Origin of the sequence: Enterobacter sp. 148H3, from assembly GCF_034107425.1 — a bacterium.
Taxonomy (GTDB): domain Bacteria; phylum Pseudomonadota; class Gammaproteobacteria; order Enterobacterales; family Enterobacteriaceae; genus Enterobacter; species Enterobacter vonholyi.
On the sequence record NZ_JAWNEI010000012.1, the window covers coordinates 1 to 13725 of the forward strand.

General features: G+C 54.1%; 10 protein-coding genes. 9 read left to right on the forward strand and 1 reads right to left on the reverse strand.

The features are described 5' to 3' along the window. Window positions 1-180: 180 nt before the first annotated feature. Entirely contained in the window at window positions 181-1941 is a 1761-nt protein-coding gene (ycaO, locus tag USH94_RS16995; RefSeq protein WP_111964570.1) for a 30S ribosomal protein S12 methylthiotransferase accessory factor YcaO, read from the reverse strand. 127 nt (window positions 1942-2068) lie between these two features. Between ycaO and USH94_RS17000 the strand changes: the two genes are divergently transcribed. From USH94_RS17000 to lpxK, 9 genes are all read left to right on the forward strand, one after another. Next, the gene (locus USH94_RS17000) at window positions 2069-2761 is read left to right on the forward strand and encodes a DUF421 domain-containing protein (RefSeq protein ID WP_111964569.1); all 693 of its coding nucleotides are present in this window, start codon (window positions 2069-2071) and stop codon (window positions 2759-2761) included. Window positions 2762-2923: 162 nt separating this feature from the next. Continuing rightward, on the forward strand, window positions 2924-4012 hold the full coding sequence (gene serC, locus USH94_RS17005; protein ID WP_111964568.1) for a 3-phosphoserine/phosphohydroxythreonine transaminase: 1089 nt from the start codon (window positions 2924-2926) through the stop codon (window positions 4010-4012). Window positions 4013-4081: 69 nt separating this feature from the next. Further along, window positions 4082-5365 carry a 3-phosphoshikimate 1-carboxyvinyltransferase gene (gene aroA, locus USH94_RS17010; RefSeq protein ID WP_111964567.1) on the forward strand — a complete coding sequence of 428 codons (1284 nt, stop codon included), beginning with the start codon at window positions 4082-4084 and terminating at the stop codon, window positions 5363-5365. Window positions 5366-5550: 185 nt separating this feature from the next. Next, window positions 5551-6234, forward strand: a complete 684-nt coding sequence (gene cmk, locus USH94_RS17015) for a (d)CMP kinase (protein WP_024907794.1) — start codon at window positions 5551-5553, stop codon at window positions 6232-6234. Window positions 6235-6345: 111 nt separating this feature from the next. Next, window positions 6346-8019 carry a 30S ribosomal protein S1 gene (gene rpsA / locus USH94_RS17020; RefSeq protein ID WP_008499966.1) on the forward strand — a complete coding sequence of 558 codons (1674 nt, stop codon included), beginning with the start codon at window positions 6346-6348 and terminating at the stop codon, window positions 8017-8019. A 170-nt stretch (window positions 8020-8189) separates the two neighbouring features. Continuing rightward, window positions 8190-8477 (forward strand): integration host factor subunit beta, encoded by a 288-nt coding sequence (gene ihfB, locus USH94_RS17025; RefSeq protein WP_008499965.1) that lies wholly within the window; start codon window positions 8190-8192, stop codon window positions 8475-8477. A gap of 214 nt (window positions 8478-8691) precedes the next feature. Further along, window positions 8692-10956, forward strand: a complete 2265-nt coding sequence (locus tag USH94_RS17030) for a ComEC family protein (RefSeq protein ID WP_111964566.1) — start codon at window positions 8692-8694, stop codon at window positions 10954-10956. A gap of 36 nt (window positions 10957-10992) precedes the next feature. Then, window positions 10993-12741 carry a lipid A ABC transporter ATP-binding protein/permease MsbA gene (gene msbA, locus USH94_RS17035; protein WP_111964565.1) on the forward strand — a complete coding sequence of 583 codons (1749 nt, stop codon included), beginning with the start codon at window positions 10993-10995 and terminating at the stop codon, window positions 12739-12741. Then, window positions 12738-13715 (forward strand): tetraacyldisaccharide 4'-kinase, encoded by a 978-nt coding sequence (gene lpxK / locus USH94_RS17040; protein WP_111964564.1) that lies wholly within the window; start codon window positions 12738-12740, stop codon window positions 13713-13715. The genes msbA and lpxK overlap by 4 nt, the downstream gene beginning before the upstream one ends. Window positions 13716-13725: the final 10 nt, after the last annotated feature.

Consider the following 13725-nt stretch of genomic DNA (forward strand, 5'->3'; position numbering starts at 1 on the left):
GTATTTACCATAAAAAGTAACAGTAAAGCCCAGGTAAATATTATTATATTTACCCATGTTTAACTTTATTATTACAATCAACAGTCATTGCCGAAGAAAATAAAAAACGGGGCAATGAAATTGCCCCGTAATATAGCCCAGACGATTGAATACGCCTACTGCTGGTAATGTTATGTGCGCTTATTTTGACCAGTAAGCGGCTTTTGCTTTCTGCAGTTTTTCGTAGGCCTTCAGCAGCGACTGGTGCGCCGGGAAGGCTTTCAGATCGCTATCAACAGCCTGCAGGCCATAGAACGGCGCTTCACCGCTCAGGGCCGCGCTGGCTGCTTCTACAGCCTCAGCACCGTACATGCGCACGAAAGCATTCAGGTATTGCAGCGGCTCGCGATCCTCTTCCTGTGCCAGCAGGAGCAGGGTTTGCAGGCAACGGTAATAGTTGGTGCGCTCAGCAGAGAAGACCGACTGGTTGAATTCCATGGTCCACTCGGTCCAGGCCAGGGCCTGATCTAGGTCGCCACCCGCCAGGGCCAGCATCGCTTTCAGTTCACCGATACGCAGGGTATACCAGCCGTTATCTTTACCGGTCGCGAGACCCAGCAGTTCGCGTACGCGGGTGAAGTCGTCGTGGCCTTCCTCGTCCAGTTGGGCGATCAGGTTCAGATAATCTTCTTTCTCCCACTCGCTGCCCGGAAGAGCCAGCAGCGTTTCGCGCAGATGTGCACCCATGCTGTTATTCGCCAGCCACAGATCTTCTGCAGGGTAGATGTCGGACATGCCGGGAACAATAATGCGGCATGCATAGACGCCCAGGTGCTCGTAGTCGGCGATATAGACGTCCTGGTCTTCGGCTTTGAAAATCGCCATCAGCGTAGCGAACTCTTCTTCGGTTGTACCGGCAAAGCTCCAGTCCACGAACGGATAGTCTGCGTCCTGTTTGAACATATCCCAGGAGATCAAACCGCTGGAGTCAATGAAGTGGGTTTCGAGGTTGGTATGTTCAGCCACCTCTTCATCGTCAAACGTTGGCGGGGTGAATACGTCGAGATCTTTCAGGCTACGGCCCTGCAGCAGCTCGGTGACGGTGCGTTCCAGCGCCACGCCGAAGTCAGGGTGCGCGCCAAAGGAGGCGAAACAGGTGCCGTTTGTCGGGTTGAACAGCACGACGCAGATAACCGGGTACTTGCCGCCCAGCGAGCCGTCATAGGCAAAGATTGGGAAACCTTCTGCTTCCAGCTTAGCGATGGACTCCACTACGCCCGGGTAGCGCGCCAGCACGTCGGCCGGAATTTCAGGCAGGCTAATGGATTCGGCGATGATGCGGTTTTTAATGTGGCGTTCAAAGACTTCGGACAGACCCTGCACGCGCGCTTCATTGCGGGTGTTCCCGGCGGACATGCCGTTGGACACATACAGGTTGCCGACGATGTTCATCGGGATATAGACGGTCTGCTCGTCAGACTGGCGGGTAAACGGCAGGGCGCAGATCCCACGGTCTTCATTGCCAGACTGCAGATCGATCAACATGCTGGCGGTCAGTTCGTTGTCTGGATCGTAGAAGGCACGCAGGCGTGAGTCGAGAATACCTTCCGGCAGTTCGTCGTCTTCGGTCAGCGGGAACCATTTTTCATTTGGATAGTGAACGAACGGGCCGTTAGCGATAGTCTCGCCCAGCCAGAAGTCAGCGAAGAAATAGTTGGTGGACAGACGCTCAAAATACTCACCCAGCGCAGAGGCCAGTGCCGCTTTTTTTGTCGCGCCTTTACCGTTGGTAAAGCACAGGGCACAGTCTTTATCGCGAATATGCACGGACCAGACGTGAGGCACCGGATTGAGCCAGGAGGCTTCTTCGATGTTAAAACCCAGGTCGGTCAGTTTCTGCTGGAAGCGAGCGATGGAATCTTCCAGAGCGGCATCTTTGCCGGGGATAAACGTTTGAGTCATGGCGTTCACTTTTATCGTACGTAAAGCGCGCAATGATACGGGTTTTGCGTGACGGGTGCTATCTTCGGCGAAAATAAATGGCTGGGCTATGCTTAGTGGCAGTAACTGACTGTTAAGGCATAGAAAAATGAAAGCATTTGATCTCCAGCGGATGGCGTTTGATAAAGTTCCTCCTGAATTTCTTGGCGAAGTGGCGCTGCGCAGCCTGTATACCTTCGTACTTGTCTTCCTGTTTCTTAAAATCACCGGCCGTCGCGGCGTACGGCAGATGTCGCTCTTTGAGGTGTTGATCATCCTGACGCTGGGTTCAGCGGCGGGGGATGTCGCCTTCTATGACGATGTGCCGATGGTGCCGGTGTTTATCGTTTTTGTTTCACTGGCGCTTCTTTATCGCCTTGTCATGTGGCTGATGTCGAAAAGCGAAAAGCTGGAAGATCTGCTTGAGGGGAAGCCGGTCGTTATCGTCGAGGACGGGCAGTTGGCCTGGGAAAATGTACAAAGCGCCAATATGACCGAGTTCGAGTTCTTTATGGAGCTACGACTGAATAGCGTTGAACAGCTCGGGCAGGTGCGTCTGGCGATCATGGAAACCAACGGGCAGATCAGCGTCTATTACTATTCTGACGACGAGGTGAAGCCGGGACTGTGTATCCTGCCGGATATGCTGATCGAGCGTTTCAGAACCGTACCTGAGTCAGGCGAGTATGCCTGCGTGAGATGTAGCCATGTGCTCGCGATGCAGCCGGGGGATCGTCAATTATGCCCCCGCTGTGCAAATCCGGAATGGACGAAGGTTAGCCGGGCCAAACGCATCACCTGACAGCCATTTTGTCGGTTTTGTCATGGCGAGGCGGCAGATTGTTTTGTGTGACGCGGGGCACATTTCACGGGTCATAAGTTTTAGACATTGCGGCGCGTGTCACTGAATGATAAAACCGATATCCACAGTTATAACTTATGGCTTTTAGCGTGGTGAGGGGAAATGGCTCAAGTCTTTAATTTCAGTTCAGGTCCGGCAATGTTACCGGCAGACGTGCTTAAACAGGCTCAACAGGAACTCTGTGACTGGAACGGTCTCGGTACGTCGGTGATGGAAATCAGCCACCGTGGTAAAGAGTTTATTCAGGTGGCCGAAGAGGCAGAAAAGGATTTTCGCGATCTGCTGAATATTCCCTCGAACTACAAAGTATTGTTCTGCCACGGCGGTGGACGCGGCCAGTTTGCAGGCGTTCCGCTGAATATCCTCGGTGACAAAACGACGGCTGACTACGTTGATGCGGGCTACTGGGCTGCGAGCGCCGTTAAAGAAGCGCATAAATACTGCACGCCGAATGTTATCGACGCCAAAGTGACCGTTGATGGCCTGCGCGCCGTGAAGCCAATGAGCGAGTGGCAGCTTTCTGATAACGCAGCCTATCTGCACTACTGCCCGAACGAAACCATTGACGGGATTGCCATCGACGAGACGCCAAACTTCGGCAGCGATGTCGTGGTTGCCGCCGACTTCTCCTCCACCATTCTGTCTGCGCCAATTGATGTCAGCCGCTACGGCGTTATCTATGCGGGCGCGCAGAAAAATATCGGTCCGGCCGGTTTGACTATCGTCGTCGTGCGTGAAGACCTGCTGGGTAAAGCACATACATCCTGCCCGTCGATTCTTGATTACACCGTGCTGAACGACAACGATTCTATGTTCAACACCCCACCGACGTTTGCCTGGTACCTTTCCGGCCTGGTCTTCAAATGGCTGAAGCAAAACGGCGGCGTGGCGCAGATGGACAAGGTGAATCAGCAGAAAGCTGAACTGCTGTATGGCGTGATCGACAAAAGCGATTTCTATCGCAACGATGTGGCGAAAGCTAACCGTTCCCGCATGAACGTGCCGTTCCAACTGGCGGACAGCAGCCTGGATAAAGTGTTCCTGGAAGAGTCCTTCGCGGCAGGCCTGCATGCGCTCAAAGGTCACCGTGTCGTTGGCGGCATGCGTGCCTCCATCTATAACGCGATGCCGCTGGAAGGCGTTAAAGCTCTGACGGATTTCATGATCGACTTCGAACGTCGCCACGGTTAATAGCGCTGTTTTCACCCCCGTAGCCCTGCTGCGGGGTTTTTATTATGTTGAGTTGAGAGTTAAGTTTTCATGGAATCCCTGACGTTACAACCTATCGCGCGGGTAGATGGCACCATTAATCTGCCTGGTTCAAAAAGTGTCTCGAACCGCGCTCTGCTGCTGGCAGCACTGGCAAACGGCACCACCGTCCTTACAAACCTGCTGGACAGCGATGACGTACGCCATATGCTCAATGCGCTGAAAGCGTTGGGTGTTCATTACATTCTCTCCGACGATCGTACCCGCTGCGAAGTGACTGGCAGCGGCGGCGCGCTGCAGACGGATGAAGAGCTTGAGCTGTTTCTGGGCAATGCGGGTACCGCGATGCGTCCGCTGGCGGCGGCCCTGTGTCTTGGGCGCAACAACATTGTGCTGACCGGCGAACCTCGCATGAAAGAGCGTCCGATTGGTCATCTGGTGGATGCCCTGCGTCAGGGCGGCGCGCAGGTTGAGTATCTGGAGCAGGAAAACTATCCGCCACTGCGTCTGCGCGGTGGTTTTAACGGCGGTCACGTCGAGGTTGACGGCAGCGTCTCCAGCCAGTTCCTGACGGCACTGCTGATGACCGCGCCGCTGGCACCGCAGGATACGGTTATTACGATTAAAGGCGAGCTGGTCTCCAAACCTTATATTGATATCACCCTGCACCTGATGAAAACCTTCGGTGTCGAGGTGGAAAACCAGTCTTATCAGCGCTTCGTGGTGCGTGGGGCACAGCAGTACCAGTCTCCGGGCAGCTATCTGGTTGAAGGCGACGCTTCGTCGGCTTCTTACTTCCTGGCTGCGGGCGCGATCAAAGGCGGTACCGTGAAGGTCACCGGTATTGGTCGCAATAGCGTGCAGGGCGACATCCGTTTTGCGGACGTGCTGGAAAAAATGGGCGCGGTTGTGACCTGGGGTGATGACTTCATCGCCTGTACCCATGGCGATCTGAAGGCCATCGACATGGACATGAACCATATTCCGGATGCGGCGATGACCATTGCCACTGCGGCGCTGTTTGCAAAAGGCACCACCACGCTGCGTAATATCTACAACTGGCGCGTAAAAGAGACTGACCGTCTGTTCGCGATGGCGACTGAGCTGCGTAAGGTCGGCGCTGAGGTGGAAGAGGGCGAAGACTACATTCGCATCACGCCTCCTGCAAAACTGCAGGTTGCCGAGATCGGAACCTACAACGATCACCGTATGGCGATGTGCTTCTCGCTGGTGGCGTTGTCAGACACGCCTGTGACCATCCTTGACCCGAAATGTACGGCGAAAACGTTCCCGGACTACTTCGAACAGCTGGCACGCATTAGCACGCTGGCCTGATAACACCTTGCCGCATCGCCTGATGCGGCATTTCCTTACGCTTCCTGACGAACACTTCCGTTCATTTCTTCTACACTCTGCTTCAATCAATCCGTAATTTGCACGCAAAGGTAACAGTTGCGCACGTTGACGCGTATAATGCGCGGCGTTCATGTAAACGGTATGCCTTATTTAAGGAGAAAAAGATGACGGCAATTGCCCCGGTAATCACCATTGATGGGCCGAGTGGCGCAGGGAAAGGGACTCTGTGCAAAGCGATGGCGGAAGCATTGCAATGGCATCTTTTAGATTCGGGAGCAATCTATCGCGTGCTGGCTCTGGCTGCGCTACATCATCACGTGGACGTGGCGTCAGAAGAAGCGCTGGTTCCGCTGGCCGCGCATCTTGATGTGCGTTTCGTGTCGACCGATGGCAACCTGGAAGTGATCCTTGAAGGGGAAGACGTGAGCGGGGAAATCCGTACTCAGGAAGTGGCGAATGCGGCCTCTCAGGTAGCGGCCTTCCCGCGCGTTCGTGAGGCGTTGTTACGTCGTCAGCGCGCGTTTCGTGAAGCCCCGGGTTTGATCGCGGACGGACGCGATATGGGAACCGTGGTATTCCCTGATGCACCTGTGAAAATTTTCCTTGACGCCTCTTCAGAAGAACGCGCTCAGCGCCGCATGCTTCAGTTGCAGGAAAAGGGGTTTAGTGTTAACTTTGATCGCCTTTTATCCGAGATAAAAGAGCGCGATGACCGCGATCGTAACCGCGCCGTCGCTCCACTTGTTCCAGCAGAAGATGCATTAGTTCTGGATTCAACCAGTTTAACTATTGAGCAAGTGATTGAAAAAGCGCTACAATATGCGCGCCAAAAACTGGCACTCGCGTAATCGCGACCGATTTAGCAGTACCCCCGCTGCAATGGATTGACGGCGGGTATGTGAAACAACCCCATCCGGCACGGAGCCAGGTGGACGTTAATATTAACCTGAAGATTAAACATGACTGAATCTTTTGCTCAACTGTTTGAAGAATCCTTAAAAGAAATCGAAACCCGCCCGGGTTCCATCGTTCGCGGTGTTGTTGTTGCTATCGACAAAGACGTAGTACTGGTTGACGCCGGTCTGAAATCTGAGTCCGCCATTCCGGCAGAGCAGTTCAAAAACGCCCAGGGCGAGCTGGAAATCCAGGTTGGCGACGAAGTTGACGTTGCTCTGGACGCAGTAGAAGACGGCTTCGGTGAAACCCTGCTTTCTCGTGAGAAAGCGAAACGTCACGAAGCTTGGATCACGCTGGAAAAAGCTTACGAAGAAGCTGAAACTGTGGTCGGTGTTATCAACGGCAAAGTTAAAGGTGGCTTCACTGTTGAGCTGAATGGTATTCGTGCGTTCCTGCCAGGTTCTCTGGTAGACGTTCGTCCAGTCCGTGACACCCTGCACCTGGAAGGCAAAGAGCTTGAGTTCAAAGTAATCAAGCTGGACCAGAAGCGTAACAACGTTGTTGTTTCCCGTCGTGCCGTTATCGAATCTGAAAACAGCGCAGAACGCGATCAGCTGCTGGAAAACCTGCAGGAAGGCATGGAAGTCAAAGGTATCGTTAAGAACCTCACTGACTACGGCGCATTCGTTGACCTGGGCGGCGTTGATGGCCTGCTGCACATCACCGACATGGCGTGGAAACGCGTTAAGCACCCAAGCGAAATCGTGAACGTGGGCGACGAAATCACTGTTAAAGTGCTGAAGTTCGACCGCGAGCGTACTCGTGTTTCCCTCGGCCTGAAACAGCTGGGCGAAGATCCATGGGTAGCTATCGCTAAGCGTTACCCAGAAGGTACTAAACTGACTGGTCGCGTAACCAACCTGACTGACTACGGCTGCTTCGTTGAAATCGAAGAAGGCGTTGAAGGTCTGGTGCACGTTTCCGAAATGGACTGGACCAACAAAAACATCCACCCATCCAAAGTTGTTAACGTTGGTGATGTAGTGGAAGTAATGGTTCTGGATATCGACGAAGAACGTCGTCGTATCTCCCTGGGCCTGAAACAGTGCAAAAACAACCCATGGCAGCAGTTCGCGGAAACCCACAACAAGGGCGACCGTGTTGAAGGTAAAATCAAGTCTATCACTGACTTCGGTATCTTCATCGGCCTGGACGGCGGCATCGATGGCCTGGTTCACCTGTCTGACATCTCCTGGAACGTTGCAGGCGAAGAAGCAGTTCGTGAATACAAAAAAGGCGACGAAATCGCTGCAGTTGTTCTGCAGGTTGACGCAGAGCGTGAGCGTATCTCCCTGGGTGTTAAACAGCTCGCAGAAGATCCGTTCAACAACTGGGTTGCACTGAACAAGAAAGGCGCAATCGTAAACGGTAAAGTAACTGCTGTTGACGCTAAAGGCGCAACCGTAGAACTGGCTGACGGCGTTGAGGGTTACCTGCGCGCTTCTGAAGCTTCCCGTGACCGCGTTGAAGATGCCACTCTGGTTCTGAACGTAGGCGACGACGTTGAAGCTAAGTTCACCGGTGTTGACCGTAAGAACCGTGCAATCAGCCTGTCTGTTCGTGCTAAAGACGAAGCTGATGAGAAAGATGCAATCGCAACTGTTAACAAACAGGAAGATGCAAACTTCTCTAACAACGCAATGGCTGAAGCTTTCAAAGCAGCTAAAGGCGAGTAATATCAGGTTCTCAGCATCATTTGCGCTGTAACGCATTTACAGCGTGAAGGATGAGGAGCAAACTTGACAGATTGCAGGATTCGTCCTGTAATCAATAACAAAGGGCGGCTACGGCCGCCCTTGTTTAATGAGCTGTTCAGCTAATTGGTTTGAAAGGAACCGGAGGAATCATGACCAAGTCAGAATTGATTGAAAGACTTGCCAGTCAGCAACCGCATATCCCTGCCAAGGCAGTGGAAGATGCCGTAAAAGAGATGCTGGAGCATATGGCCTCCACTCTTGCCCAGGGCGAGCGCATTGAAATCCGCGGTTTCGGTAGTTTTTCTCTGCACTATCGTGCTCCACGTACCGGGCGTAACCCGAAAACTGGCGATAAAGTCGAGCTGGAAGGTAAGTACGTTCCACACTTTAAGCCGGGTAAAGAACTGCGCGATCGCGCCAATATTTACGGTAACTGAGTTTAGCCAGCCGGTTAAACTGGGTTCGAAAGAAAGCACCTGCGGGTGCTTTTTTTGTGTCTGTCGCTTTTATTCTGAAGATGTCCCGCATTTTCAGTTTCGTTTTCTGTAAGCCGATAAAAACAACACAGCGCGCGCTGTAAAACGCATTCTTCTCATCTGACATTTCGCACTGCTTGCATACATACTGCCGCTCTGAAACAGGGAGGTAGCAATGGGAATTCCCACGCTTAGTATCTGCGCCATTCTGGCGATAGCCCCGTTACTCTGGTTACCTGAACTGCCATCACCTTACACCGTGTGGGTCATGGTGGCTGGCGGGATAGTGCTTGCTGCATGGCAAAACCATCGAGTGAAGTATGCTGGTATTACGCTGTTATTTTGTGCGTGGGGCATTCTAGCCGCGCAGGAGAGCGTCTGGCCGATGCAGCATTTAACCACGGGGGCCGTGCAGGCTGAGGTAGAGCTCACATCGACCGACGGCGCTACTCTGCATCAGGGAAACATTCGCAGCATTGATGGCAAGCGCTGGTGGGCTTCAACCGGCGTAACGCTGTATGGCAACTATCTGCCACAGAAAGCGTGTGCCGGTCAGCGCTGGACCATGACGCTCAGGCTCAGGCCTGCCCATGGCGAACTGAACGACGGCGGTTATGATTCTCAGCGCAGCGCCTTTGCCCAACATCAAACGCTGAGTGGGCGCTTCACCCGTGCTGAACTCGTCGATGGGCGCTGCAGCCTGCGAGCGCAATACCTGATGTCACTGCAAAACCGACTTTCTGCTTACCGCTGGGGTGCGGTTATCCTCGGACTTGGGATGGGTGAACGTCTGGATGTTCCCCGGGAAATAAAAGACCTGATGCGTGAAACCGGTACGCTGCATTTGATGGCGATTTCGGGCCTGCATATCGCGCTGGCAGCCTCTCTCGTCTGGTTACTTGCACGTGGACTCCAGTTTTTATTACCCAGCCATCGGGTCCACTGGCAAATGCCTCTCCTGGCTGGGTTATGCTTTGCCGCCTTCTATGCCTGGCTTACGGGTCTGCAACCTCCTGCGCTACGTACGGTCATCGCGCTTTCTGTGCTTGCAATGTTGCGGATCGCTGCCCGCCAATGGTCTCCCTGGCAGGTATGGGGATGCTGTATCGCAGCGATCCTGATAAGCGATCCCTTAGCCGTACTTTCGCAGAGTCTTGCCCTGTCTGCATTTGCCGTCGCCGCGCTGATTTTCTGGTTTCAGTGGCTGCCTCTTCCAGACTGGCAACGGGCTCGACGTATACGGCCGCTGCTGAACCTGCTCTATCTGCAGGTCGGTATGCTGATGCTGCTGATGCCATTACAGGTTCTGATTTTCCATGGCTTCAGCTTCACCTCACTGGTCGCGAATCTCTTTGCCGTTCCTCTGGTGACGTTTGTCTCCGTACCGCTGATCCTGCTCGGCATGCTGCTTCATCTGCTGCCGCTGGAAGCACTGGAAAGCGTTGTCTGGTTTGCAGCCGATAAGTCACTTGCAGGGCTATTCTGGCTCCTCATGCGCCTGCCTGATGGCTGGCAGAGTGTAGATCAACGCTGGCAGTACATGACACTACTGCCCTGGCTTATCATCATTGGCTGGCGTTTTCGTGCCTGGAAAACCCTTCCCGCCGTTTGTTTTGCAGGAAGTGTCTTACTGACATTTCCTCTCTGGAGAATGGAAAAAAGCGAGAGCTGGACTTTGCATATGCTGGATGTGGGGCAGGGGCTGGCAATAGTCATTGAACGGCAGAGGAAAGCCATTCTCTATGATACCGGGCTCGCCTGGCCGGGCGGGGACAGCGGACAGCGGTTAATAATCCCGTGGCTTCGCTGGCATCACCTGCGGCCTGAAGGCGTTATTCTCAGTCATGAGCACCTCGACCATGCGGGAGGTCTCGCATCGTTGCAAAAAGCGTGGCCTGACCTGTGGGTAAGAAGCCCATTGCGCCAGGCGGGGCATCACCCCTGTTTTCGTGGGCAGAGATGGAGATGGCAGGGGCTCTCCTTCACCGTACACTGGCCCCCTGAAAATTATCCGGCTCAGGGAAACAACCATTCCTGCGTGGTAAAAATCGACGACGGTGAGCAGAGTGTTCTGCTAACAGGAGACATTGAAGCGCAGGCGGAACAGGCTATGCTTAGCCATTACTGGCGTTATCTGACCTCTACCCTCATACAGGTGCCCCATCATGGCAGCATTACTTCTTCTTCCTTGCCGCTGGTACAGCGCGTGGAAGGTAAAATCGCCCTGGATTCAGCGGCCCGCTATAACGCATGGCGATTCCCGTCAGCAAAAGTTGTCCGACGCTATCGAAAAGAGGGGTATATCTGGCACGATACCCCTCATTCTGGACAAATATCGGTGACATTCTCGCAACATCACTGGCAAATCCGGCGCTTGCGAGAGCAATTTTTACCCGTTTGGTATCATCAGTGGTTTGGCGCGCCCGTCGATAACGGGTAGAATATGCGGCTATTTCAACGAATGCTGGTTTTTTGAATGCATAACGACAAAGATCTCTCCACGTGGCAAACCTTCCGCCGTCTCTGGCCGATGATTGCGCCCTTTAAAACAGGCCTGATCGTGGCGGGAGTAGCGTTAATCCTCAACGCAGCCAGCGATACTTTTATGCTATCGCTTCTCAAACCGTTACTGGACGACGGTTTTGGTAAAACGGATCGCTCAGTGCTGCTATGGATGCCTCTGGTGGTTATCGGACTGATGATCTTACGCGGTATCACCAGCTACATCTCCAGCTACTGCATTTCCTGGGTATCCGGGAAAGTGGTGATGACCATGCGCCGTCGCCTGTTCAGCCATATGATGGGCATGCCGGTCTCGTTCTTTGACAAGCAGTCTACCGGGACGCTGCTATCGCGTATTACCTACGACTCCGAGCAGGTTGCCTCCTCGTCCTCAAGCGCACTGATCACCGTTGTGCGTGAGGGTGCGTCAATCATCGGCCTGTTCGTGATGATGTTCTATTACAGCTGGCAACTGTCGCTCATCCTTATCGTTCTGGCGCCGGTAGTTTCTATTGCCATCCGCGTCGTCTCAAAGCGCTTCCGCAATATTAGTAAGAATATGCAGAACACGATGGGGCAGGTGACCACTAGCGCGGAACAGATGCTGAAAGGGCATAAGGAAGTGTTGATCTTCGGCGGTCAGGAAGTCGAAACAAAACGCTTTGATAAAGTCAGCAACAAAATGCGTCTTCAGGGGATGAAAATGGTCTCAGCCTCTTCCATCTCTGACCCGATTATTCAGCTGATTGCTTCACTGGCGCTGGCATTCGTCCTGTATGCGGCAAGCTTCCCAAGCGTAATGGAGACGCTGACTGCAGGTACCATCACCGTGGTCTTCTCCTCAATGATCGCCCTGATGCGTCCGCTGAAATCCCTGACAAACGTCAACGCCCAGTTCCAGCGTGGGATGGCGGCCTGTCAGACCCTGTTCAGCATTCTGGATTCCGAGCAGGAAAAAGATGAAGGTAAGCGCGTCATTGAGCGTGCAAACGGCGACGTTGAGTTTCGCAATGTGACCTTTACCTACCCTGGCCGCGAAACGCCGGCCCTGCGTAATATCAACCTGTCCATTCCGGCGGGTAAAACCGTGGCTCTGGTAGGCCGTTCTGGCTCGGGTAAATCGACCATTGCCAGTCTGATCACCCGTTTTTACGATATTAACGAAGGTGAGATCCTGTTAGACGGGCATGACCTGCGGGAGTATACCCTTCAGTCGCTGCGTAACCAGGTTGCTCTGGTTTCTCAGAACGTGCATCTGTTTAACGATACGGTCGCCAACAACATCGCTTACGCGCGCACTGATGAGTACAGCCGCGAGCAGATTGAGAACGCCGCGCGTATGGCCTACGCAATGGACTTTATCAATAAGATGGATAACGGCCTGGATACGATAATCGGTGAAAACGGGGTACTGCTCTCCGGCGGTCAGCGTCAGCGTATCGCCATTGCGCGTGCGCTGTTGCGCGATAGCCCGATTCTGATTCTGGACGAAGCGACCTCTGCGCTGGATACGGAATCAGAACGTGCTATTCAGTCTGCGCTGGATGAGCTGCAAAAGAATCGTACCTCGCTGGTGATTGCACACCGTCTGTCGACTATCGAGCAGGCTGACGAAATCGTCGTGGTTGAGGACGGCATCATTGTTGAACGCGGAAGCCATGCTGACCTGCTGGAGCACCGCGGCGTTTACGCCCAGCTTCATAAGATGCAGTTTGGCGAATGATTGCACGTATCTGGTCCGGTGAGAACCCGCTGTGGCTGCTGCTTTTGCCGCTCTCCTGGCTATACGGCCTGGTGAGCGGCATTATCCGTCTGCTTTACCGTCTGGGGCTGAAGCGTGCCTGGCGCGCGCCGGTGCCGGTTGTGGTTGTCGGTAATCTTACGGCAGGGGGCAACGGTAAAACGCCGGTGGTGATCTGGCTGGTGGAGCAATTGCAAAAACGCGGCATCCGCCCAGGGGTGGTATCGCGCGGATATGGTGGCAAAGCGGCGCGTTATCCGCTGCTGCTGACGGCGGAAACCACGACAGCCGAAGCGGGTGATGAACCGGTATTGATTTTCCAGCGTACCGGCGCGCCGGTTGCGGTCTCTCCGGTGCGCAGCGACGCCGTTCAGGCACTGCTTGCCGAACAGGCGGTACAAATCATCATCACTGACGATGGCTTGCAGCACTATGCCCTGGCGCGTGATAAAGAGATCGTGGTCATCGACGGTGTTCGCCGTTTTGGTAACGGCTGGTGGCTGCCTGCCGGCCCTATGCGTGAACGTGCTTCGCGACTGAAGTCCGTTGATGCGGTGATTGTGAACGGTGGAGAGGCAAAATCGGGTGAAATCCCGATGCACCTGCAGCCGGGTCTGGCGGTCAACCTGGCGACGGGTGAACGCCGGTCGGTTGCTGAGCTACCTTCACCTGTGGCGATGGCGGGAATTGGTCATCCCCCGCGCTTCTTCGCGACGCTGGAGCAGTGTGGTGCCCGGCTTGAAAAACGCGTTCCGCTGGCCGACCACCAGGCGCTGGTGGAAGGGCAGGTTGACGCCCTGACTGTGCCCGGACAGTCGCTGATCATGACCGAAAAAGATGCGGTAAAATGCCGTGCCTTTGCGAAAGATAACTGGTGGTATCTGCCGGTTGACGCTGAACTCAGCGGCGAGCAGCCGGAACACTTGCTCCAGGAACTGATTGCGTTGGTGCAGTAAAGGCTTACGC